Here is a 24,857-nt window from a genome sequence, read left to right on the forward strand (position 1 = left end):
GATATTACGTATTATAGGGTAAGCTGAAGACCAAATGAAACATTGGTTTGGTAAGGATACACTCTACCAAACGTTGCCTGATCATTCAAACCAGAAGTAGTATAGTTCACTTCTGGGTCAATTGGAATATCACCTAGATTATCAATAGTGAAGAGGTTCTCACCACTGAAGTACACTCTCACCCGGTCTACTTTCACCTTACGGGTTAGTGTCTGAGGCAATGTGTAACCAAAGGTGAGGTTCTTCACCCTTGTGTAAGATAAATCAAGCAAGTACTTGCTCTGAGGCAAGAAGTTTCTGAAAGTGGTGGATTGGCCAGCGTCTGTAGGCCGAGGATAGAAGGCATTTGGATTCTCTTCCGTCCAGTAGTCGTTCTGATGGGCAAAGAAGGTTCCTTCACTCGCTCTGAAACCGGGAAGGACGATAGGACCAGAGCCCCAGAAATCACGTTTGCCAACTCCCTGGAAGAACACACTGAAATCAAACCCTTTCCATTCTGCGCCAAGGCGCAGACCGTATTGGTAGCGCGGGGTAGAGTTACCGATCACCTTCTGATCACCTGGATCAGATACCGTTCCGGAACCGCGGGTGATGACACCATCACCATTCAGATCTTTGAACTTAACATCACCGGGGCCATAAGAGAAACCAGCATTTTCAAATAAGGCCTGAGATGGAACACCATCTTTCAAGACATATTTGTTGTTCACCATGATAGGATTACCATTGGCATCTTGCTTGAAATCATCTTTGGTGAAATAACGATCTGTCTCAAATCCCCAGATTTCTCCTAGCACTTTACCTGGTCTGTTTGCAGTTATACCTGTGTTATCCGAGAACTTAGTGACTACTTCTTTGAAATCTGATAGAGTAGCCATTGCCGTGAAGCGGAAATCATTCTTGAAAGTATGCGTGAAGTCTACCGCTAGCTCCCAGCCTTTTGTACTTAGCTCGCCGAAGTTTCTTCTAGGCACCGGAGTCCCTAATGTTCCTGGTAGTACTATTCCAGAACTGTGCATGTCTTTCGTCTTTCTTTCGTACCAGTCGAAAGCGACACCAAATTTGTCTTTGAAGAATCTTGAATCAAATCCTAAGTCAAGCGTGGTGACAGTTTCCCAGGTAAGGGGAGCTATATAAGTAGGTGTGCCTACTTGTAGGGTGTTTACTCCGTTCATGACCCAACCAGAGTTACCTGGTGTCATAGTAGAGTAGATATAGTCAATATCGGCGTTTTGGTTACCAATAGACCCCCATGATGCTCTCAGCTTCAGGAATGACAATACTGGTTCTGTAAACTGCATGAAGGATTCTTCTGTGATTACATAGCCCACAGAAGCAGATGGGAAGAAGCCCCATTTCTTGGCTTTTGATAATCTGGAAGAACCGTCTTGTCTGCCATTCACTTCAAAAAGGTATCTGTTCTTGAATGAATAGTTAAGACGGCCAAAGAACCCAAGCGTTGTCCACTTGTCGCGGTCACCACCTACCAGTTGATCTCCTGTGGCAAGAGGAAGCTCTCCCTGATCAGGATTTAACAGGCCTCTTCTTTCTGCAGAATTCCACCAGTACTCCATCTCCTCTACATCACCACCGGCAATGACTTTGAAAGAGTGCTCATTGATTTCTTTCTTATAGGTGGCGAAAGCCTTACCCGTTAGTTGCTCTCTTCTGCTATTCTCATATCTAACTCTATCATTTGCCGCCGAGGTAAAAGGTCCATAAGGCCAAGTGCCTCCGCCTGCCCAGAAATTGTAGCCGCTTACGGCTCCACCGGTCTGGTGATATTGTCCGCTTGTGTTGGTGTAGGTAAAGTCAGCATCTACTGTCAATCCTTCCAAAGGCTTTAGGGTACCACCCACGTTTATTCTGGACAAAGATGTTCTGTTGGTATTGGTCTTTGCCTGCTGTACTTCTGTAATGGCGTTTCTGAAGGGCTTGCCTTCAAATGTGCCATAAGGGAAGTTTACTGGCCATCTATACAGATAGAACCAGGGGTCATAAGTAGCACTGTTAAAGTTGTAAGGCTCTTCAGCTAAGGAGTTAGAGTATAATACTCTTGATCTTAGATCTAACCACTTTGTTGCGCTTGTAGTCACGTTCAGGTTCAGGTTGTATCTATCGAACTTATCAGGGTTTACCTTCAATACCCCTTGCTGTCCTAAGAAACCGGCCCCTATATGGTAAGTCGTTTTTTCACTCCCGCCAGACACGGATAAATCGTGTTTCTGCATGGGTGTCCAGTCACGGATATAGAGATCCTCTAAATCCCAGGTTCTATAGAAGTATAAACGACCGTCTCTCACTTCAAAGTCACGACCCATTACCATGTCTGAACCTAAATCTTGCCCTCCATATTGCTTTTCCCAATCACGTATTCTCTGGATGGCAACATCATCATAGAAAACACCTACTAAGCCCACCTGCGGCAAAGTAGGGTTTGCTCTTCTTTGCGTTGCAAGCAAAAGAGTGGCGGCATCAGCGGCGTTGGCAGGCCTAGGTGTTTCGGTAGGCTTGTTCCACGAAAAATTATTTGAGTAGCTGATCTTTGCAGGAGAGCCTTTCTTTCCTGACTTGGTAGTTATTAGAATAACCCCCCAGGCTGCTCTAGCCCCATAGATAGAAGAAGAAGCCGCATCTTTCAAAACAGAGATGGATTCAATATCATCAGGGTTTACGAGTTGTAAACTGGGTATTTCTACGTTATCTACTAAAATCAAAGGCTGAGCCCCTCCGTTGCTGTTACCCAAGCTTCCGGTCATACCCCGTAAATTGATCGTAGGGTTCTGACCAATCTGTCCAGAGGAACTTGTGATTGATAAACCTGGAGTAGTTCCTTGTAGCGCACGGGCCACATCTGTCACTGGTCTAGATTCAAGCACCTTCGTGTCAACAGTTGAAATAGCACCTGTTACATCACTTCGCTTCTGGGTACCATAACCTACTACCACTACCTCATCCAATGCTTTGGCATCTGACCCTAACTTTACATCAACTGTACCGGCATCACCTACGGTATGCTCCTGCGGAACCGCTCCAATAAAACTGAAGACCAATACGCTTCCGGGGGCTGCCTGTATGGAATAACGACCATCAACATCAGTGGCAGTGCCGTTGGTAGTTCCTTTGACGACCACGCTCACGCCAGGCATGGCAGATCCGTCCTCGGAAGAGGTCACCCTTCCGGTAATGGTCTTGCCTTGGGCAAAACCTGCCTGAGCGATGCAGAGGCTCAGAGCAACTAGTAATAACCGTAACATTATTCGCATAAATAAGGATTTAGAGGTTTTAATAGGTTAAGGTTGGTTAATGGAAACTGGGCAAAGGAACAACTCCATATAGAAGGAGAACCGAGAAGGATAAATGTAAACGCTGGGATACATGGTCAATCAAACAGGGCACAACATGATAGATCTTTTCAAAATCGTTCTCGCCGATAGCTATTGTTATTCTTGGCTTTAAAGCCAGCTCGGTCTTGATAAAATCTTCAGAGATCAGTTTCAAGTAGAGCAGTGATCAAGGTCAAAACAAATAGAGTTCTCACTATATAATATTAGATGGGAAAACTATGAAAAAGCTTTCAAAAGATCACTAGAAATAATAAGCAAAGTTCTTAAAGTTTTTCCATGATGCAATATTTATTAAAATCTGCCATCAATTTTTAAATAAATTCATAAATACAAAGTCTAGGTTTTTACCTTTAGAAAAATTTGAATTGCTTAGCGCTTTATGGGTAGCTCTTGCCCCGGTAAGGGGCTGGTGAAGCCAACCAGAATCTGCTATCTTGCTACTGTTCCTGAAAGCTTACCCAAGGCTTATCTGCTTACCAGCATTACCATTCTTCACCTTTACCCATGCCACGCATGAACCCAACTACTCCTCTACCTTCCCTTGAAAAAGACACCCTTCCCCCGGTAACCACTGCCGTTCCCTCCAGACCCAGGCTTAAGTCACTGGATGTATTCAGGGGAATCACGGTACTGGCCATGATCCTGGTGAACAATCCTGGCAGCTGGGGCAAGATCTATGCGCCGCTGAAACACGCGGCCTGGCACGGGTGTACGCCCACCGATCTGGTGTTTCCGTTCTTTCTCTTTATTGTGGGAGTCTCGATTGCGTACGCCTTGTCGGGCGCGAAGCAGTTTCCGGAGCAACACACGGCCACGATCGTCCGGATTATCCGGCGGGGGCTGACGCTGTTTGCGTTGGGGCTGTTTTTGGCCTTGTTTCCGAAATTCGACTTTGAAACGGTGCGGATTCCGGGGGTACTCCAGCGCATTGGCGTAGTGTTCATCATCGCCGGCATTATCTTCCTGAAAACCGAGCGCCGGACGCAGATCCTGATTGCGGTTTTCTTGCTGGTGGGCTACTGGGCTGTGATGATGTTTGCCCCGGTTCCCGGCATTGGGCAATCCAATCTGCTACCCACCACTAATCTGGCCGCCTGGCTGGACAACACGCTTTTACCCGGTCACCTCTGGAAATCAACCAAGGTGTGGGACCCGGAGGGAATCCTGAGCACGCTTCCGGCGGTGGTGACGGCGCTCTGCGGGGTTTTGACCGGCCAATGGCTGAAGAAGAAGGACGAGCCCGGCAACAAGATCGCCTGGTTGATGGTATGGGGCGTGATCTGTACCTGTCTGGGTCTGATCTGGGATCTGCATTTCCCCATCAACAAAAGCCTCTGGACCAGTTCGTACGTCTTATACACCGCGGGCCTGGCCATGCTGGGCGTAGGCCTCTGCTACTGGCTCATTGACGTGAAAGGCTATCATCGGTTCACCACGCCGTTCCTGGTGTATGGCGTGAACGCGATCACCGTTTTCTTCCTTTCCGGCATCATCCCCAGAATCATGTCTATGATTAAGGTAGATACTGCGGCAGGGGAGGTAGACAGTAAAACCTACCTGTATGAGTCCTTCTACACGCCATTCCTCAACCCGTACAACGCCTCTTTGGCCTGGGCCTTGACCTGGATTCTCTTCTGGATGATCATTCTCTGGGTGATGTACCGCAAGAACATCATCATCAAAGTTTGATTTGTTGCTGACTACTCCTTCAAAGCAAGAAGCATCGTTTTAGCGGCATTTTCTTGAAAAGACCCCTAAAACGCACGCCTGGTACTAAGAGATAGGGCAAGCAGAAAAGGGAGATAGACCCGTTCCGGCGACATTCCGTAAGTACCCAAAATGGAGAAACAACAACCCACCTTTATAAGGAGGCGCTTAAACAGTTTTGGGTACGCGCTTAAAGGCATCTCGGCGGCGTTCAGGTCAGAGATTAACCTGCGGTGGCACGTGCTCTCTGCCGGGGCGGCGGTGAGTGCGGGACTCTACTTTGGGCTGACTACGGTGGAATGGGTCATTGTCTGCTTCTGCATTGGCCTGGTCTGGATGGCCGAGCTCTTCAACACGGCCCTGGAGGTGGTGGTGAACCTGGTCTCTCCGGAGTTTCATCCGCTGGCCGGTAAAGCGAAGGACATTGCCGCCGGGGCCGTGTTGGTGGCGTCTCTCACCTCGGCTATTGCCGGACTGTTGGTATTTCTACCCTATTTCCTGGCTTTGCTGCAAAAGTATTCCTAAACATTCTTTCTGAACCCCACGTTTACTACTTTTGCCCGATTCTGAAAGGCAGAAGCCTGTTTCTTGACCCAATTTACCTGACCAATGACTACGAACGACGTTCTCAAAAACCTGACCGAATATAACGTATGGGCGAACTGGCGCGTGCTGAAAAGCCTTGACCGCCTTGAGGGAGACCTGCCTGACTATGCCCAGCTCATGTTCAGCCATCTCCTGAATGCCCAGGCAATCTGGATTGCCCGCATCACCGGCACCAAAAGCCCGGTGACCGTGCTGCAGCGGCATACCCTGGCAGAGTTGCACCAGCTGCACGAGCAAACGTCCCAGAAACTAGCGGAACTGTACGCCAACGCCGATGAGGCCGAGTTGAACCGCACCATTGAGTACACCAACACCCAAGGCAAGGCATACTCCACCAAGGTGCAGGACATCCTGACCCACGCCATCAACCACGCCACCTACCACCGCGGTCAGGTAGCCCGTGAGTTGCGCCTGGCCGGTCATGAGCCCATCAACTCAGACTATGTGACCTTTGTGCGCATCCGGTACGGTCAGGATCTGGAGATCTGATGATCTGAACTTGTTTTAAGCCCGATTTCCTGAAAAGAGGCTCAAAACGATCATAAATATAAAAAGGAAGAGGGGAGGTATAAAAAGGAAGAGGGGAGGCCATCACAGCTTCCCCTCTTCCTTTTTATATACTACGCCAATTCCGTTAGTTTAAATCAACAGCCGGAATATCGGTGATTCTGTCATTGGTGACTACAATGTTGGTGAGTTCTTTGCCGTGGTACGGCTCTGCGGTGCTGAACTGTACTTTATAGGTCCCGGCCGGAATGCCTTTGATCAGGTACCTACCGGCATCGTCGGCAAATCCGCCAATGGTGTCGTTGGCCGCAGAGATCACCAGAATGCCAGGTTTGGCGGCGGCAGGCGTTACGGTTCCCCTGATGCCCCCGGCTACGGCTTTGGTCAACGTCCGGATCACGGGTTTCAGGTTGTACTGGCCGCTGTTGCCACGTGGAACAATTGATTTGGCCGCATCAAAGTCCAGGAGTACCACATAGGTGACATCGGCTTCCAGATCAGCGTTGATCTGGAGTTTCAAACCAGAGGTCTGGCCACTAGGCGTGGTCAACGGCCGCGGGGTAGTTTCGCCTTTCAACTTAAGGGAGTTGTTGTTCCCCAACACCAATCGTATCTGCGAGATGCGCCCGATGGGCAGCGTGGCACTAGCCAGTAAGGTATCGCGGCCGTTGGCGAAATCCAGCAGGTTGTACACGCCGGGCCGGATGTTCTCCAACGTTTCCCAGCCCGCCTCATTGTCGTTGGCTTCACGGTGGATCTGCACCGAGCGAATGTCCACATTTACTTCATCGTACTCGCCGGGCGCATCGGTCATGCGTACTTCCATGCGCGCTGACCCGGACGGGTCTTTCTCATCTGAACAAGAGGCGAACCCGAGGGCCGCCGTCCACAGCATGGCAAAAAAGAATCTCTTCTTCATGTAAAAGGTGTATGGGTGAAACACTATCCCTTGATAGCCGGACCTTCTACGAGACACTTAAAAAAAGGTAGCGTGTTTGTTTAAGGCCCGTTTTTGGGAAACAGGCCTTAAACAAACTTTATGCCAGCGGAGGGCTACTTTTGCCTAGTGGTATCAGCGGGCTGGGTAGCCGCGGGCTTCTTGGGAGCTAATAACTTGTTTAGCCGTGACTTGGCCTCCGATCTTAATTTCTGTTCGGCTTCTACTCTTTTGGCCTCCAGTTCCTGGCGGGCTTTCAGCTCAACTTCCTGCTGCTTCTTGGCCAGCTCGGCTTTGAGGCTGTCTTTGTTGGTGGGTACGTTCACGTTCAGCTTTTCTTTCACGTCATCCAGTTTGCTGGTCACCACCTGTTTCACCAGCGAAGAGGCCTCAGCTTTCAGGCTACTGCCTTTCAGCGCCACGGCGGGGTCGTTGTAGTTTCCGGTTACGCCCAGTTGCAGGGTTACTCGCTCCAGGCCGTTGAGGTTTTGCACACCCGTTAAGCTGGTGATCTTGCCCGCCAGAGCGTTTCCTACCTTACCGGAGGGCACATCCATGGCCACCACGTAGTCTACTTTTCCACTGACGTTGTTGGTGCCACCTACGGTCATTTTGATGTCGCCCACGGCAAAATCAAAGGGTTTCACGACCAGGTTCCCCCCGACAATCTCGGCGGCGAAGCCCCGGTTCTTCAACGTGAAGTTCTGCACTTCCTTGAGGTTGGTCAACTGACTGATTTTGCTCAGGGCCTGAACATTGGTGACCACCGCTTCCACTACCTCTATCATGCCTTTTCCGGAAAGTGAGCTTAAAACAGGCATCATGTCACTGCCCAGCTCTCCGCTGAAGTTGAACTTAGTGGAGAACTCGCCTTTCAAGAGTTTGGCAATGGGAGCCAGCTTCTGAATGGTATTGAATGAGTTGAAGGACTGTTGAAAATCCAGGTTCTTGATATCTAAGCCGAACGAGAAAGTAGGGTGGATAAGGTCTCTGGAATCATAGGAACCCGTGGTGGAGAACTGCCCGCCCAGAGTGTTGAACGTCACATCTTCCAGTCTGGCTATCTGATCTTTAAGGGTTACTTTCCCCTTCAGATTTTGCAGTTTCAGGTTGTCATACACCACCGTTCCCGCCTGGGTTGTCAACACCACATCCAGGTTGGCCGGCACCTGCACTACTCCCTGGGCCTGCGGCGCAGAAGAAGGTACAGCCTGGCCGGTGTGCTCATCCACCATCCACTCGTTCACATTGAAGTTGGTAGTATTCAAGGTGAAGTTCCCCCGCAGGGGTTGGTTCTCAGAAAACAGGTAGCCCATGTAATTGGAGACGGTTCCGTTCATCTGGACATCGCTTTTGCCCAGGAACCCGTTCAGCTGCTGAAGCGCCACCTGCTCGTTGTTGAAAGTAGCCTTCGCCGAGTTGATGCGCATGCCCTGAGGCAGATCGGTGCTCTTGTAGTTCAGGTTGGCGATCTGCACCGTTCCGCTGGCCTGCACGTTGCCGTAGCGTCCGGCGTCTACATCGGTCATTTTTCCTTTGGCCAGGATGTTTCCGTTCAGGCGTCCACTTAGGGTGGTGCCGTCTATCGGGAAGATTTTGGTGAGTTTGGTCAGGTCCAGAACTCCTTTCACGTCGGCGTCAAATTGGGGTTGGGCCAGGTTCTTGATGCTCACGCGGCCTTCCAGCGGTTCTTTGTCCAAAAGCATCCTGAAACGGGAAATCTGAATATCGGTATCGGCGGCGTTGCCGGTGCGGTTTACCACGGTAGAGGCCACCGTCACCTGCTCCAGCGGCGCGGGGAACGAAGACGATTTTACATAGCCGTTGGTCAGGTTCAGTTTGGCGGTGACTACGGGCATGTGCTTCTCAAAATACACGCCTTTGGCCTGGGCATCTACGTCCAACAAACCGCGCAGGGTGGTGCCTTCCAGCGGAAACACTTTGGTGACCTCAGCTAAGTCAAGTTTGGCTCTCAGGTTGCCATCTATTTTCATCGGCTCCAGTCCGTCTACCACCACGCGGCCGTCTACTGGGTTCTTGCCCAGATCCAGGTGCAACTTGCGCACGTCAATTAAAGTATTGTTCACGTTGCCATCGGTGTTTTTCACGCTCATGTCAATGTTAATGTTGCGGGCGGCCTGCGGCAGGTCCGGGTACTGGAAGGTTCCGTCGTTCACTTTCAGGTCCACGCCAAAACCGGGCATGGTGGTTTCGTTGAAGATCCCTTTCACGTACCCGTTGAAGGCTACTTTACCATCGGTCTTTACGTCTTTGAATTTGTCGGTGAACACCCCGGGCACCAGGGAGAAGATGTTTTTGAAATCAGTCTCCAGCGCTTTGAACGTGAGGTCCAGGTTGATGTCATCAGAGGGCATGGCAATGGAGCCGGCCATCCCCAAGGCGAAATCATTGATCCGGAAGTTATTGTCCTTGAAGGTGTATTTGGCGTTGGTCAGGTCCATGGCCATGGTCACATCAGCGTCTAGTTTCTTGTTCTCTATGTAGTTCACGCCGCCATAGGTCATGGTGAAGCGTTCGGCCTGGGTTTTGGTTTCCATGTCAAAAACGTCTTTGGCCAGATCGCCGCTGCCGGTGTGCTGTACATTATAGGCGTTCACCGCGAACGGGATGCTCAGGTCCTGGTACACAATCTGGCCGTTGCTGACGTTCCACTCCTCTATGCCCATCTTGAAATCGGTGGTGTCCTGCGTTTCTGGCGTGGCGGCGGAGTCTGGAATGAAGATGTCCCAGTTGGCCTTGCCGCTTTTGAGCACCAGTAATTTGATGCGCGGTTCGTCCATCTGCACCGAGTTGATTTCTATCTGGTCACCGGAGATGACGCTCATGAGGTCCAGTCCTAGGCTAAAATCTGGTAAATAGGCCAGCGTGTCGCGCTGGAAGGAATCTTTTCCTACTATGGTGAGTTCTTTCACACTCAAACCTAAATCCGGGAATGTGCGAAAAATAGACAGACTTACGTTATTGGTTTCGTATAGAACGCGGGCATTAATACTTTTGGCTATTTCTTTATCCAGACGTTCTTTAATTTTATCTTTGAATAAGATCGGCACTAGTGCGGCGGCGGCTAGCAACACTACAATAAAGATAGCCAGCCCTATAAATACTTTCCTCATGTTGGTAATGATGTGTTTTCAGCTTGTAAGTTTAGGTATTTTCAAATGAATATACGCTTACAGGTCTTCCTGCAATTTGTGTGCCGTGGCGTGATCCGGAGGAAAACCGGCAGGGAGTGGCTGTTGCTAGGGGGTACTTTTTTGCTTTTTTCGCCTTTCGGGGCGATGGCTCAGGAAAGCACCAGCACATTGCCGTATGCCCACCGTCTCTTTTTAAACCCTGCTTTTACCGGATTATTGTCTGACTACAGCATCACCGCCGGTCACCGGTCACAATGGACGGGGGTGAACAACGGCTACAGCACCCAATGGGCCAGCGGAGAGTACCGGTTTCAGGAAAGCAGGAACGCCTTTGGTGCCACCTTTCTGTCAGACAAGGCTCCGACGGGTGGTTACCAGAAAATACAGGCGGGGCTGTTATACGCCTATCATACTAAACTAAGGAGCAAACTGGATCTAAGCGCTGGCATGCAGGTGGGCTACGGCACCCAGAAACCCTCCACCAATGGACTTATCTTCGAAGACCAGCTGGGTTCCAACGGCTCCGTTACCAACCCCACGGCAGAAACCTTCGGATTGGATAAAACCTCTTATCTCACCTTGTCTGGCGGGCTGTTGCTTTTCACGCCTCAGTTTTGGCTGGGGGTTTCCGGTCACCATGTAAACAAGCCGCAGGTAGGTGAAATGGCTGCCAGCACGGTGGCTCCGGTCTTGCAATTCCAGACGGGGTACAAGTTCTACGTGAGAAGCCGTTTTGACCGAAATCATTTCGAGGAAATCAGCTTTATTCCTACTTTTTCGTATACGCACCAAGGCACCTTTAACCGCTTAGATGCAACTATTTACGCCAACATCACCCCCGTAACGTTGGGGCTGGGGGCCACTATGTTACCGGGCGCAAAAAATACTTCAGCGGTGGGCACTATCCAGGGGATACTAGGCGTTACCCATAAAGGATTTAAAATAGGATATGGGTACCGGCATCCGGTGGCGGTTAGCCCGGTTTCCACGGGCCCCACGCACGAGCTGGTTCTTTCTTTTGAGAAAGTGGATTACTTGAAGATTTTTAAAAGATCTGGTTACGACAAAAAATACAATCGGATTGCTTGCCCAGCATTCTAATTTTCTCTATTATTGCGTGTTAAAAGCCACATTTGATCAAAAGAATACAATTTATCTGGTATTTACCAATTTTATGAAACTGTCTAAACATTTACTGTACGTGTTGGCCGCAGGAGCAATTGTTTTTTCCTCCTGTTCCAAGAACAAACGTCCCACTAGCCAAGACCCGGGGAAGAATAGTACTGCCACCGGTATCGCCTATGATGATGAAGAAGGGGGTTTTGCCGTAGCGGACTACAGCGACGTACCTGAAGGTCCGGGTTTGGTGTTTATTGAAGGCGGTAGAACAACTCTTGGTTCTTCTGAGGAAGATGTGGCCATGACCCGTGACAACATTGAGCGTACGGTGACCATCGCTTCTTTCTACATGGACGAAGCCGAGGTAGCCAACATTCACTGGTTGGAGTACCTGCACTACATCAGAAAAGACTCTTCTGAAGAAATCTACGCCAAAGCTTTGCCAGACACCACTGTTTGGGAGCGCGAATTGTCTTTCAATGACCCGTACGTAAGCTATTACCTGCGTTACCCAGGTTTCCGTTACTACCCGGTAGTAGGCGTGAGCTGGTTACAGGCGCAGGACTATTGTACCTGGCGTACGGCCATGGTAAACAAAAACCTGGCTTCTAACTATGACGGTGATCTTCCGGAAGGCACAACTCCTCCTATTGAGTCTGGCGCTATTCTGCCCAACTACCGTCTCCCAACAGAAGCGGAGTGGGAGTATGCTGCCCAGGCGTTGATCGGGACGCAGTTGAGCGAAGAAGAAAACCAAACCAATAAACGGATCTATCCTTGGGATGGACACCAGGTGCGGAACCCATATGGCAAAGGGCAAGGTCAGTTCCTGGCTAACTTCAAACGCGGCCGTGGTGACTACGCCGGTATTGCCGGTTCATTGAACGATGGTGCCATGATCACTGAGTACGTGTACGCTTACCCACCCAACGACTTCGGTCTGTACAACATGGCGGGTAACGTGAACGAGTGGGTACAAGACGTGTACCGTCCGCTTTCCTTCCAGGATGTGGAAGACCTGAACCCAGTACGTCGGAATGGTGTAATGGATGACTCTGCGTTGTATGACGTAGCAGGCTTCCAGTCTTTGATCACCAATACCGTACGGGTATACAAAGGTGGTTCTTGGAAAGATGTGGCCTACTGGTTGTCTCCAGGTACCCGTCGTTTCATGGAGCAGGATTCTGCTACCTCTACCATCGGTTTCCGTTGCGCCATGATCAACACTGGTTCAAACAAATAAAAAATCACAACATCTCTATAAACAGGAAAGGCCGGTATATCCGGCCTTTCCTGTTTTAGGGGTAGCTGTAAACGCACCTTACGCGGAGAACTCAAATTGTCCAGTAGAAATCATCTGTCTGCTAGAATAAAATGCCGCTAATGTTTCTGACCTGTTTTGCGGAAAACTGCTTGGAAACGGAAAAACACTCGCAGGAACTGCGCGCACTACGAGGTCACAATGAGTCTTGAGTTGCGAGTCCTGAGCCTGACAATAGAAAAAGCGAGTAATAGAAGAAGTTGGTAATAGCAGAAGCTGTCGCGAGACTTCCGTCTCGTGACATAGGATGATGCGAGTCTCCAGACTCGCCGGGAACCGCAAACAGGATTGCGTCACATCAGTTATAATGTGTAGGCAATAGAAGCGACACTCACGGCGCTTGCCCCATTCCGCAGCAGTAATTGAGCACAGGCTTCCAGGGTGGCACCAGTAGTGATCACATCGTCTACCAACAGGACGTGTCTCCCTTTGATCTCTTCCGGCAGATGGATGGCATACAACTGCTGCATGGCTTCCCAACGGGCCTGCCGGTTCTTCGTCGTTTGCGTACTGCTGAATCTGTTTTTCTGCAAAGCCTTTCTGGCCAAGGGTACATCCAACGCCTCGGCTAGTTGTTGCGCAAAACCTTCTACCTGGTTGTAGCCGCGCTGCTTCAGTTTACCTGGGTGCAGCGGTACCGGGACTACGACATCTACCGTCTGAAACGCTTTCTGCTCTCGTAGCTGAGCGCCAAACCACCTGCCTAACACCACCCCAACTTCTTCCTGGCCTTTGTATTTCAACTGATGGAGCAGCCGCTGCACGCGTCCTTTCTCCTGAAACTTGAGGAAGCTTACCGCTAACTGAAGCGGGACTCTGCCCCAGAAAACTTCATGCAAAGGATTGGCAGTAGGGGAGAGGTGGAAGTCGGTGTAAGGGAGTTTAATGCGGCAGTGGCTGCAGATGATTTCCTCGCCAAGGGCCAACTCACCGGCGCAGGCCCGGCAATCCTCCGGGAAAAGCAGAGCCAGGAAATCATGGTAAAGTGACCGGAGGCCCATCTGCCGCTGCAACATAGACTACTTACAGATTTTGATGTAACTTTACATAGCGGCGCAGAATGCCGCCTTTAATGACGCACAACAATGAGCCAAGTAAAAGAATTCAACGACTACCGCACCCGCATGAACGAGAAGATCATGCAAGCGGACAATAAAGTAATCAAACGCTTTTTTAACCTGGATACCAACGCCTACGCCGAGGGCGCGGTAGATGTTAAAACCAAAGAGATGCTGGGCCTGGCCTGCTCCATGGTGCTGCGCTGCGACGATTGTATCAAGTACCACCTGGGCAAATGCTTTGAGTGTGGCCTCTCAGATGAGGAAGTGTACGAAGTCTTCGCCATTGCGAATTTGATTGGCGGCTCCATCGTGATCCCGCACTTCAGAAGAGCCGTTGAGTACTGGGAAGGACTGAAAACCGAAGGGCAAACCCAAGCCTAGAACCATTCCTGTTTCCGGCCTGTTTTCCAGAAATCAGCCCTAAAACCGTTTGCTTTCACCTGTGGATTACTCCTTTATTTGCCGTTCCACCACAAAGAATGATAAAGCGGAAAATCTACTTACAGCTGCGTTTTAGGGCTGTTTTCATAAAACAAGGCCAGAAATACATTACAAAAATGGCGGATAGCAGAAAGTAATCCACGCCTCCGCTACGCCACTTATACACAGCAATTCTATGGAGAACGAAGAAGATTTTGATGTCCGGTGGGCTGCTTTGCGCCAGGACATCAAGAAGAAATTTGGAAAGAAACCAGACCTGAACGCCATCCTCTTTTTGGTGGGCGTGCAGGAACTTGGGCAAGGGGTACGGGAGTTCACCAAAGAAGAGAAGCAGGACCTGATGCACATTGCCACCTGCAAGCTTCTGAGTTTGTCTGGTTACTATGAACTGGATGGCTTAGATCAGGAGGGATGGCCGCACTGGAAATCAGTAAAGCCGTTGCCGGCCTGTAACCTGAAAGAGCAGGAGCGCATGCTCAAATGGCACGCGCTGGAGTATTTTGACGAAATGAATGCATGAAGATTATCAGTTATAACGTAAACGGCATCCGGTCGGCCATCTCTAAAGGCTTTGTGGATTGGGTGAAAGCAGCCAATCCAGATGTACTGTGCCTGCAGGAAATCAAAGCCGACGAGACCAAGTTTGACAAAGCTCCGTTTGAGGAGATCGGGTATCACGTGTACATCCATCCGGCGGTAAAGAAAGGCTACAGCGGCGTGGCCATCCTTTCTAAAAAGGAGCCTAAAAACGTGTGTATCGGCTGCGGCATTGAGCAGTACGACCAGGAGGGCCGAGTGATCAGGGCGGACTATGACGGCTACTCGGTGTTGAATGTGTACATGCCTTCGGGCTCCAGCGGCGAACATCGGCAGGCCTTCAAGATGGAGTGGCTCCGCGATTTTCAACAGTACATTCAGGGTTTAAAGGACACCGTGCCCGGTTTAGTTATTTGCGGCGATTACAACATCTGCCACCAGGCCATTGATATCCACAACCCAAAATCGAACGCCAACAGCTCGGGCTTTCTGCCGGAGGAGCGGAACTGGTTCTCTGGTTTCCTGCAGGACGGCTACATAGATTCGTTCCGGCACTTCAACCAGGAGCCACATCAATACACCTGGTGGAGCTATCGGGCCAATGTTCGGGCCAAGAACCTGGGCTGGCGCATTGATTATCTGTTGGTATCTGAGCATCTGAAACCGTTGATGAAGCGGGCGGCTATTCTGCCCGAAGCCAAACACTCAGACCACTGCCCCATCTTATTGGAGATGCACCCCGTGGAAAACTAAGGTTCCTATTGACAACTTACCAGATGCGTTTTTGGTCTGTTTCCTTTGAAACAGGCTAAAAACGCATTTTTGCTTTCAGCCCAGTGTGAATATTGGGTATCCGTCTTCTTGAGTTACCAACAAGTCCTCTCCAGATCAGTAAGCAGGAACCATTTTCCTGGCTGGTCCCGTTTTACACCTGTTTTCAGGAAAATGGGACAAAAACCGCTGGCTATGTTCCCAAATCAGAGAATTAACAATAAATTAGGCAGCAAAAGAGTTAATACTCTGCTGATTAAATACGTATGATAGTAAACGGAAACGGCTGGTACTTTCAGAAAAACTCCTACCGTTTCGGGCTTCTCTAATCTTTTTCTCTATGCGGGCTGCCGGTTCTTTAGATACAGTTTTACAGCAGCTTCAGGCGTTCAAGCGCAAATTCTACCTGAACCTGCTTTTCAAAGGCGCTTTACTCACGTTGGGGCTGGTGCTTTCTTCTTATCTGCTTATCACGGTGCTGGAATATTTCTTCTATTTTCAGCCGGAGGTGCGCGCTTTCCTGTTCTTCTCGTTTCTCGCCATTAGTGCTTTTGCCGTTGTCCGGTGGCTCTGGACGCCCATTATGGCGCTGACCAACCTGAAGAAGCTCCTCACCGATGAGCAGGCCGCCCAACAGGTTTCGCACTATTTCCCCGAGATTCAGGACCACCTACTCAACCTTCTCCAGTTGAAGAATGTGGCGTTGAACAATGATCTGGTGGCCGCCAGCGTGGAGCAGCGCTCCGAGGAATTGGTAGGCTACCGTTTCCCGGAACGCATCAAATTCACCCAAAACCGATCGTATTTCAAATACCTGCTCTTGCCGCTGACCTTGGTGCTGGTGCTGGCCTTTATTTATCCGGCTTTGTTTGTGCAGGGCACGGAGCGCATCATCCATTTCAAGCGCCACTACACGCCCAAAGCTCCTTTTCAGTTCGTAATTCAGAACCCTTCCTTGCAGGCTTTCAAGGGCGAGAACTTTCAGCTGAAGGTGAACATTGAAGGAAATTCGGTGCCGGAGGAGGTTTCCCTGGTGATTGACGGACGCCAGATGCCATTGAAGAAGCTGAAGGACCAGACGTACGTCTATGAATTTGAGCAGGTGCAGGAGCCCGTGGACTTCCAGTTAACCGGCGCGGGGTTCTTTTCGGAGGAAAACCACCTGAATGTAGTCGCCCGGCCGATGCTCCGTCAGTTGAGGGCAGAACTGAGATACCCGGCCTACACCAAACGTCCCGCTGAAACACTGGACAATACCGGTGATTTGACCATCCCTGAAGGCACGCAGGTAACCTGGCGCCTCGCCGCTGAGAACGCCGATTCACTTTGGCTCCAGTTTGATGCACCGGCTCAGAAAGTAAAAGCCCATACGCGTGATGAGGAATATGTGGTGAGCAAATCGTTCATGCAGAGCCAGCACTACAGCATGCACCTTAAGAATCGCTATTCAGAGAACAAAGAACAGATCTCGCACCAGATTACCGTCATCCCAGACCGCAACCCTGAGATTACCATGGAGCAGTTCCGCGACTCGGTGCTGTACTCCTATTTAGTGGTGGGGGGGACCATTTCTGATGATTACGGCTTCAGCAATCTTTCCCTGCATTACCGCGTGCTCAGAGGAAACAAGGCCGCCACGAACTACAGAGCCGTTTCTATTCCGTTCAGCGGTTCTCTGGCCACGCAATCGTATTTCCGCCAATTGAATCTAAAACCGCTCAACCTGCAGCCCGGCGACAGACTGGAATACTATGTGCAGGTCACCGACAACGACCAAGTGCCGCAGCCGAAGAGTGCCCGCACGTCTACGTTCATCTTCAAGTACCCAGACCCGTCTGAAGTGCAGAAATCCATTGAGGAGTCATCGCAGCAGGTACAGTCCCAGATGAAGTCTTCGCTTACCAAGGCCGAGGAACTGAAGAAATCCCTGGAGCAGAACGAGGAGAAGACCAAACTAAAGAAAGAACTGTCGTACCAAGACAAGAAAGCCCTACAGGAACTCGCCGATAAGAAGAAAGCTTTGCAGGAAGAGTTGGCTCAGTTGCAGAAGATGAACGAGCAGTTGAACCAGCAGCAGGAGCGTTTCTCGCCTCAAAACGAGAAACTAGCCGAAAAACGCGACCAGCTCAAAAAGATGATGGACCAACTGCTGGACGATGAGACCAAGAAGCTCTATGAGCAACTGGAGAAACTCCTGCAACAGAAACAGCCCAACCCCGCCCAAATTCAGCCGCTCTTGGACAAACTCAACAACAAAGAAGAGAACCTGCAGAAAGAGCTGGACCGCTTGCTGGAGATGTTCAAACAGCTACAGGTTGAGCAGAAGCTGGACAATGCCCAGCAGAAGCTAGATGACCTTGCCAAGAAGCAGGAAGATCTCGCCAACAAAACGGGTGAGCAAAACAACAAGCCTGATCAAGGTCTGCAGCAGGAACAAAAGCAGCTGCAAGAGGAATTCAAGCAGATGCAGGAAGAACTCAAGGAGGCCGAGAAGATGAACGAGCAATTGGAGAATCCTGAGGACATCCCTGACACTGACAAGATGGAGGAGCAGATTGAGCAGGAGCAGGAGAACGCCCAGGAGTCTATGCAGAAAGGTCAGAACAAGAAAGCGAGCCAGTCGCAGAAATCGGCGGCTCAGAAGATGAAGCAGATGGCGCAGCAAATGCAGAGCCAGGAAATGGAAAGCGATTCGCAGCAGGCGCAGCAGAACCTGGATCACCTGCGCGATATTCTGGAGAACCTGGTCACGCTGTCCTTTGATCAGGAAAAGCTCATGAAAGACTTCCGCAACGTGCAGCAGAGCGACCCTCGGTTCATCGGTCTGGCCCAGCAGCAGATCAAATTATCTGATGATGCCAAGATCATTGAAGACAGCCTGCTCTCGCTGGCCAAACGCGTGCCGCAGATTCAATCGTTTGTAACCCGGGAAGTAGGGGCCATGGAAGGCGAGATGCAGAACAGTTCTGAAGCCATTAAAGACCGCAACCTGCCCAAAACCGGCCAGCACCAGCAACTGGCCATGACTTCCATGAATAACCTGGCTCTCATGTTGAGCGATGTGCAGAAGCAGATGCAGCAAGCCATGATGGCCATGCAGCAGGCGGGTCCGGGCAAGAAGAAAGGCAAAGGCAAGAACGGGAAGAACCAGCCGGGGGCCCTGGGGCAGATGCAGCAGCAGCTGAATGAGCAGATCCAGCAACTGCAGCAGAGCGGCAAAAGCGGCCAGCAATTGTCTGAACAACTCGCCCGCTTGGCGGCTCAACAGGAAATGCTGCGCAACGCCATGAAAGATCTGGCGCCAGCGCCTACCCAGCCTGGGGGCAAAGAAGGAGGGGAGAAACTCAGTAATTTGGGCAAGCTCATGGAACAAACCGAAACTGATCTCGTTAATAAACGTCTTACAGAGCAGACCATGATGCGGCAGAAAGAGATTTTGACTCGTTTGCTGCAGGCTGAGAAAGCCGCCAATGAACGTGATCTGGACGAGAAACGGGAAGCCAATACCGCCAAGGAATTGCCCGCCCGCATCCCGCCATCGCTTCAAAAGTACCAGGAACGGCAGAAACAGCAGACAGAAACGCTCCGTCAGAACCTACCTGCTTTAACACCTTATTATAAAAAGCAAGTAGATGCTTATTTTAAGCAATTAGGTTATTAGATTTGCAGACATTTCAGATATAGTACACATATTATGAATCAAGTAAAAATTCAGATTCCTTCTATCATTGAGAATATCCGCATCGTGGAGAGCTTCATTGACAACTCCCGGGAGAAGTTTCAGATTGAGGATGACATCTATGGTAATATCATGGTTGCCGTAACGGAATCTGTGAACAACGCCATCAGACACGGTAACAAGTTTGATAAAGATAAGAACGTCTATCTTTCTCTTTTCGTGGAGCCCAACCAACTGCGGTTTGAAGTACAGGACGAAGGAAACGGATTTGACCCTGAGACTTTATCTGACCCTACTGCCCCAGAGAATCTGGAGAACCCCGGCGGCAGAGGTATCTTCTTAATGCGAAACCTCTGCGACGATGTTTCATTCAGCAATGACGGCCGCACCGTTTCTTTAACTTTCAATATTGAGAATGCAGGAACTACCCATTGAGTTCTTTACCGAAGAGGTAGAATTTGAGGTTAAAAACGAAGAGAAGGTCAAAACGTGGCTTTCAGAAATTATTTCGAAATATTCCTTCGAACTAGAATCTTTGAACTACATTTTTTGTTCCGATGAATATCTTCATCAAATGAATGTAGAATACCTCGAGCATGATACGCTCACTGATGTCATCACCTTTGATAATTCCGACTTTGAAGGAGTTATTGAAGGTGATGTTTTCATTAGTATAGACCGTATTGTGGACAATGCCGCTACTTTCAACATATCCCCAGAAGAGGAGCTCCACCGGGTCATGGCCCATGGCTTGCTCCACTTACTCGGTTTTGATGATAAGACTCCTGAAAAGAAGGAGTTAATGCGTTCCAAGGAAAATGAGTGTTTAGATCTCCTAAAGTTGTAAACACCTCTTTCTGTAGTTTTCCTCACTTATCAACAATGTTTCACGTGAAACATCACACTAATCCACACTATGTTCACAAGTTATGATGTAATAGTAGTTGGGGCGGGACATGCCGGGTGCGAAGCTGCACATGCGGCCGCCACCATGGGGTCGAAGGTATTACTCGTAACCATGAACATGAACACCATTGCCCAAATGTCTTGCAACCCAGCTATGGGCGGCGTGGCCAAAGGCCAAATTGTAAGAGAAGTTGACGCCCTAGGCGGTATGAGCGGAATCATCACGGATAAGACCATGATCCAGTTCCGGATGCTGAACATGTCAAAGGGACCAGCCATGTGGAGCCCTCGGGCCCAGAGTGACCGCATGCGCTTTGCCGAGGAATGGAGAATGGCTCTGGAGCAAACGCCCAACATTGATTTCTGGCAGGAGATGGTCTCCGAGATCCTGGTAGAAGATGGCCAGGCAGTAGGGGTGAAAACCAGTTTGGGCATTGAGATCAAAGCCAAAGCTGTGGTGTTAACCAACGGTACGTTCCTGAACGGCATCATCCATATTGGGGAGAAAAAATTAGGCGGCGGCAGAGCCGCCGAAAAATCAGCGAAAGGCATTACGGAGCAGTTAGTCTCTTTAGGGTTTGAAGCCGGCCGCATGAAAACCGGAACGCCTCCGCGCGTAGACGGCCGCAGCCTGAACTATGACGTGATGGAAGAGCAGAAAGGCGATGAGAATCCGTCTAAGTTCTCCTACACTGATACGCCGGCGCTTACGAATCAGCGGAGCTGCTACATTACGTACACCAACTCCAAAGTTCACGAGATACTGAAAACCGGGTTTGAGAAATCGCCCATGTTCCAGGGAAGAATTCAAGGTTTGGGTCCGCGTTACTGCCCATCCATTGAAGACAAGATCAACCGCTTCGCGGATCGTGACCGGCACCAGATCTTCGTGGAACCGGAAGGATGGAGCACTGTGGAAGTGTACGTGAACGGTTTCTCCAGTTCCTTGCCCGAAGATGTGCAGTTGAAAGCGCTGCGTGAAATCCCAGGATTTGAGAACGCGAAGATGTTCCGGCCGGGCTACGCCATTGAATATGACTTCTTCCCGCCTACCCAATTGAACCTGACCTTGGAGACGAAGTTGGTGGATAACCTCTACTTCGCAGGACAGATTAACGGTACTACCGGATATGAGGAAGCGGCCTGCCAAGGCCTTATGGCGGGAATTAACGCCCATAATAAGGTGCATAACTTAGAACCGTTCGTCTTGAAAAGATCAGAGGCGTACATAGGTGTTTTGATCGATGATCTGGTAAACAAGGGTACAAACGAGCCGTACCGCATGTTCACCTCGCGCGCCGAACACCGCATCTTGCTGCGCCAGGACAACGCCGATCTTCGCCTGACGGAGAAAGGCTATCAACTGGGGCTTGCCTCGGAAGAACGTCTGCAAAAGGTGAACCGCAAGAAGCAGGAGACGCAGGAAGTCTTGACTTATCTGCAGCAAAAAGGAATTGAGCCGGAAGAAGTGAACGCCATGCTGCTTTCACTTGACTCCGCACCCATCAGCGAAAGAGCCAAAGCGGGTAATTTATTGAAGCGCCCCAACGTGGAACTGGAGCATCTGCTGGAATCATCCGAGAGCCTGAAACTGTACTTGAGCAAATATTTACCCGATAGCTTGGAGCAGGCGGTTATTCTTCTGAAATATGCGAGCTATATTGAGAAAGAAAATCAAATGGCCTCCAAAATGGAGGAACTGGAAAACTACCGCATCAAAGACCGGCTGGACTACAAAGCCATTACCGCGCTCTCAAATGAGGCCCGCGAGAAGCTTTTCAAAATCCAGCCAGAAACCTTAGGACAAGCATCGCGCATCAGTGGCGTATCTCCCGCAGATATCTCCATCCTGATGGTATATTTAGGAAAATAGAATGAGCTACGAACGGCTAGACCATTGCCCCATTTGTTCCAAAACAGAGTTTAAGAATTTTCTAGTAGTACAAGACAAGAGCGTCAGCCAGGAGAGTTTCGTGATTGTGCAGTGCCTCAATTGCCAGCTCAAATTCACGAACCCGCGTCCGCCCGAAGAAAGCATAGGTCCATATTATGCCTCCGAGGAGTACATCTCGCATTCAGACACCAGCAAAGGTTTGCTGAATAAAACCTATCGGTTGGTCCGCTCCATGGCCGTCAAAAACAAAGTGGAATTGGTCAACCGCCTAGGAAATAAAGGAAAGATTCTGGATTACGGTTGTGGCGTGGGATACTTTCTGCAGGCCTGCCAGAAACAAGGCTGGCAAGTAGAAGGAGTGGAGCCCAATGAAACGGCCAGCAGACAAACCGAGGAGAAAATAGGGAAGCCCCTGTTTCAGGGTTCTTTAGAGAATTTGGGCCAGGAAACGTTTGAAGTGGTGACCATGTGGCACGTGCTGGAGCACATCCATCAGTTGAACGAAACATTGAAAGCTCTGGTGAACGCTACTAAAAAAGGAGGTCACCTGGTCATCGCCGTCCCGAACGCAGATTCTTATGACGCGAAGAAATATGGGGCAGACTGGGCTGCTTACGATGTGCCTCGGCATCTGTACCACTTCAACAAAGCCAGCATGCAGAAACTTCTCCGGAAGCACAAGCTGGACCTGAAGGAGGTGCTGCCCATGAAGTGGGATTCCTATTACGTGAGCATCCTAAGCGAAAAATACAAGCACGGACAAACCAAGATGCTGGACTCGTTCTTCACCGGTTTCAGGTCTAACCTGCACGGGGCCAAGAATGGCAATTCGTACTCCAGCCAAATCTTCATTGCCCAGAAAAAATAACCACATACACTAAGAATAATGACCTTGCAGTTCACACTGTAAGGTCATTTCCATTTTAAAGCCAAAAATGAAAAAACAGCTTATCTACGCCGTAACTGTTATTGCTTTCTTCTTAAAAGGATGCGCCAGCATCAGCAGCCCCGAGGGGGGAGCCAAAGATGTTATCGCTCCCAAGCTTGTGGTGAGCTACCCCAGAGACGGACAAACCAATGTGAAGCCAGAGAAGATTGTCCTGACTTTTGACGAAAATATACAGGCCTTGGACCTGACTCGGCAACTCATTATCGCGCCGTTTTCTGAAAACACGTACAAAAGCAAGGTAAAGGACAGAACCGTAGAACTCACCTTCAGCGAGCCCTGGGAAGAGAATACCACCTACAGCCTCAACTTCAGAAACAGCCTAGCAGACGTCACCGAGAAAAACCCGGCCCGCAACGTTGTGATCACCTTCAGTACTGGGCCGCTGCTTGATTCAGGTCGGGTAACCGGCCAGGTGAACCAGCTGTTCAGCACAACTCCGCCTAAAGAAGTAAACGTGCTTCTGTATTCCATCACAGACACAAGCCAGGTCACCAAAGGCCGGCCACTCTACGTCACCGGCGCAGATTCCAGCGGCAACTTCGCTTTCAAGAACATTAAAGAAGGCGAGTACTTCATCTATGGCTTAACTGAGACCAACAACAACCTGCGCTATGACAATGAGAAGGAAAACATCGCGTACACCACAGATACCATCAGCGTACGACCGGCCCGAGAAGGCGTGCAGCTCACCCTGCATACCCAGGATGTGACCCGCCCCAACGTAGTAGCCAGAAGGAGTTTCCTGAACCTGTATGAAGTAGAGTACAATGAAGGCATCACCACCGCTGCGGTTACAGCGCCAGACAAAGACTCCAACATAAAGTGGCTGGTGGCCAACAACGGTAAAACGCTGCGCCTGTTTCCCGGCAAGCCAGACGAGAAACAATGGCTGGTGCAGGTGCAGGACAGCGCTGGCAACAGCAAACTGGACACGGTGGCCGTAAGGCTCAGCGGAAAAGTGGCACCGCGCAAAAACAACAGCTTCACTGTGGTCAATGGCTCCAGCATTCAGCCCGGCGAGCAGATTAGGGTCCAGTTTGAGGTACCCACCAAGATCATCAATCCGGCAGGGGCTTTCACCTTTGTAGTAGACTCGGCCACCACCATCGCCATTAAAGACACAAGTGAATTCCGGTTTAACCAGGACGCCACGCAACTGCAGTTCAGGCTTCCGTTGGTAGGGAAACGCGATATCGTGGTGAGCATGGATACCACCAAAGTGCTTCCGTTCATTGGAGATCCGTACGGGAGCAATCAGCAGACGCTCCAGATCAGCGACAAAGTGGAAGTGGGTAGCCTGAAAGTGCTGCTGAAAACAAACCAGAAAAATTTCATCGTGCAGCTCATGCGCCAGAACGCCATTGAGAAGGAAGTGGTGAACCAGAAAACCATTCTCTGGGACAAGCTGGCGCCCGGTTCTTACCAGATCAGGATTCTGGTAGACGCCAACGGCAACGGAAAATGGGACAACGGCCTCCTGAAAGAGCGCAGATTACCTGAGCCGGTGGTGCTGCCCAAGGATGTTTGGGAGATCAGGGCTAACTGGGAAATAGAGACCCAGGTCATCGAATTCTAGCGTGGAAACCGGGTGGATAACTGTGGACAAGAATCTGGATAAAACTCGGCCAAGTCTGATAATCGCAAAACCCAAAACCCCAGATCCTACGTTCACAGACCTAATTGTGGGTGAGCGTTCATAAAAACAGAAATTCCTGGAAGTTATGCACGTGAGTATAGACGTTGGGGTATTTCCACCGCCTTTCGTGTGAAGAAGTGGAAAGACCACGTAAGTGCTTGACAGAGATGAAAAAAGAATCCACAGCGCTGGGCGAATAAGTGGGACTACTGAGAGGATATTTCAAAACGCCGGGGAAAACGTGGGGACAAGAAATCTTATCCACTTCTACACAGCCCTAATGA

At 50.1% G+C, this 24,857-nt stretch carries 18 protein-coding genes; 14 read left to right on the forward strand and 4 right to left on the reverse strand.

The genetic code is table 11. From position 1 onward, the window contains the following. Positions 1-11: 11 nt before the first annotated feature. Positions 12-3,257 carry a SusC/RagA family TonB-linked outer membrane protein gene (locus H7U12_RS07265; RefSeq protein ID WP_241749210.1) on the reverse strand — a complete coding sequence of 1,082 codons (3,246 nt, stop codon included), beginning with the start codon at positions 3,255-3,257 and terminating at the stop codon, positions 12-14. Positions 3,258-3,860: 603 nt separating this feature from the next. On the opposite strand from H7U12_RS07265, the gene H7U12_RS07270 reads away from it, so the two are divergent. The 3 genes from H7U12_RS07270 to H7U12_RS07280 all read left to right on the forward strand — a co-directional run bounded on the left by H7U12_RS07270 (position 3,861) and on the right by H7U12_RS07280 (position 6,149). After that, positions 3,861-5,036: an acyltransferase family protein gene (locus H7U12_RS07270; RefSeq protein ID WP_186635794.1), complete on the forward strand. Its 1,176-nt coding sequence runs from the start codon at positions 3,861-3,863 to the stop codon at positions 5,034-5,036. Positions 5,037-5,186: 150 nt separating this feature from the next. Beyond that, positions 5,187-5,579 carry a diacylglycerol kinase gene (locus tag H7U12_RS07275; protein ID WP_186635240.1) on the forward strand — a complete coding sequence of 131 codons (393 nt, stop codon included), beginning with the start codon at positions 5,187-5,189 and terminating at the stop codon, positions 5,577-5,579. A gap of 84 nt (positions 5,580-5,663) precedes the next feature. Beyond that, on the forward strand, positions 5,664-6,149 hold the full coding sequence (locus H7U12_RS07280) for a DinB family protein (RefSeq protein WP_186635243.1): 486 nt from the start codon (positions 5,664-5,666) through the stop codon (positions 6,147-6,149). A 145-nt stretch (positions 6,150-6,294) separates the two neighbouring features. Here H7U12_RS07280 and H7U12_RS07285 read toward each other — a convergent pair whose 3' ends face one another. Next, positions 6,295-7,086: a DUF4382 domain-containing protein gene (locus H7U12_RS07285; RefSeq protein ID WP_186635246.1), complete on the reverse strand. Its 792-nt coding sequence runs from the start codon at positions 7,084-7,086 to the stop codon at positions 6,295-6,297. A 134-nt stretch (positions 7,087-7,220) separates the two neighbouring features. Next, positions 7,221-10,238, reverse strand: a complete 3,018-nt coding sequence (locus tag H7U12_RS07290) for an AsmA family protein (RefSeq protein WP_186635249.1) — start codon at positions 10,236-10,238, stop codon at positions 7,221-7,223. Between the two features lie 45 nt (positions 10,239-10,283). On the opposite strand from H7U12_RS07290, the gene H7U12_RS07295 reads away from it, so the two are divergent. Together H7U12_RS07295 and gldJ are read left to right on the forward strand one after the other, a co-directional pair. Continuing rightward, on the forward strand, positions 10,284-11,360 hold the full coding sequence (locus H7U12_RS07295; protein WP_186635252.1) for a PorP/SprF family type IX secretion system membrane protein: 1,077 nt from the start codon (positions 10,284-10,286) through the stop codon (positions 11,358-11,360). 73 nt (positions 11,361-11,433) lie between these two features. After that, entirely contained in the window at positions 11,434-12,621 is a 1,188-nt protein-coding gene (gene gldJ, locus H7U12_RS07300) for a gliding motility lipoprotein GldJ (protein ID WP_186635256.1), read from the forward strand. A gap of 380 nt (positions 12,622-13,001) precedes the next feature. Here the strand turns inward: gldJ and H7U12_RS07305 are convergent, their stop codons facing one another. Continuing rightward, positions 13,002-13,715, reverse strand: a complete 714-nt coding sequence (locus H7U12_RS07305) for a ComF family protein (RefSeq protein WP_241749212.1) — start codon at positions 13,713-13,715, stop codon at positions 13,002-13,004. A 69-nt stretch (positions 13,716-13,784) separates the two neighbouring features. Between H7U12_RS07305 and H7U12_RS07310 the strand changes: the two genes are divergently transcribed. From H7U12_RS07310 to H7U12_RS07350, 9 genes are all read left to right on the forward strand, one after another. Then, positions 13,785-14,141 (forward strand): carboxymuconolactone decarboxylase family protein, encoded by a 357-nt coding sequence (locus tag H7U12_RS07310; RefSeq protein ID WP_186635259.1) that lies wholly within the window; start codon positions 13,785-13,787, stop codon positions 14,139-14,141. Between the two features lie 235 nt (positions 14,142-14,376). After that, the gene (locus H7U12_RS07315; RefSeq protein WP_186635262.1) at positions 14,377-14,721 is read left to right on the forward strand and encodes a hypothetical protein; all 345 of its coding nucleotides are present in this window, start codon (positions 14,377-14,379) and stop codon (positions 14,719-14,721) included. Then, a complete protein-coding gene (locus tag H7U12_RS07320) occupies positions 14,718-15,491 on the forward strand; it encodes an exodeoxyribonuclease III (protein WP_186635265.1) in 774 nt (257 codons plus the stop codon). The genes H7U12_RS07315 and H7U12_RS07320 overlap by 4 nt, the downstream gene beginning before the upstream one ends. A 358-nt stretch (positions 15,492-15,849) precedes the next feature. Continuing rightward, on the forward strand, positions 15,850-19,170 hold the full coding sequence (locus H7U12_RS07325; protein WP_186635268.1) for a DUF4175 family protein: 3,321 nt from the start codon (positions 15,850-15,852) through the stop codon (positions 19,168-19,170). Positions 19,171-19,203: 33 nt separating this feature from the next. Then, positions 19,204-19,623: an ATP-binding protein gene (locus tag H7U12_RS07330; RefSeq protein ID WP_123127003.1), complete on the forward strand. Its 420-nt coding sequence runs from the start codon at positions 19,204-19,206 to the stop codon at positions 19,621-19,623. Then, positions 19,604-20,035, forward strand: coding sequence for an rRNA maturation RNase YbeY (gene ybeY / locus H7U12_RS07335; RefSeq protein ID WP_186635271.1), 432 nt, complete (start codon positions 19,604-19,606; stop codon positions 20,033-20,035). Before H7U12_RS07330 ends, ybeY begins: the two co-directional genes overlap by 20 nt. A gap of 69 nt (positions 20,036-20,104) precedes the next feature. Next, complete coding sequence (gene mnmG / locus H7U12_RS07340) at positions 20,105-21,967, forward strand: tRNA uridine-5-carboxymethylaminomethyl(34) synthesis enzyme MnmG (protein ID WP_186635274.1); 1,863 nt, start codon at positions 20,105-20,107, stop codon at positions 21,965-21,967. A gap of 1 nt (position 21,968) precedes the next feature. Next, on the forward strand, positions 21,969-22,856 hold the full coding sequence (locus tag H7U12_RS07345) for a class I SAM-dependent methyltransferase (RefSeq protein ID WP_186635277.1): 888 nt from the start codon (positions 21,969-21,971) through the stop codon (positions 22,854-22,856). Positions 22,857-22,923: 67 nt separating this feature from the next. Beyond that, a complete protein-coding gene (locus H7U12_RS07350; RefSeq protein ID WP_186635280.1) occupies positions 22,924-24,513 on the forward strand; it encodes an Ig-like domain-containing protein in 1,590 nt (529 codons plus the stop codon). Positions 24,514-24,857 lie beyond the last annotated feature (344 nt).

This window comes from Rufibacter sediminis (genome assembly GCF_014269285.1).
GTDB classification, from domain to species: domain Bacteria; phylum Bacteroidota; class Bacteroidia; order Cytophagales; family Hymenobacteraceae; genus Nibribacter; species Nibribacter sediminis.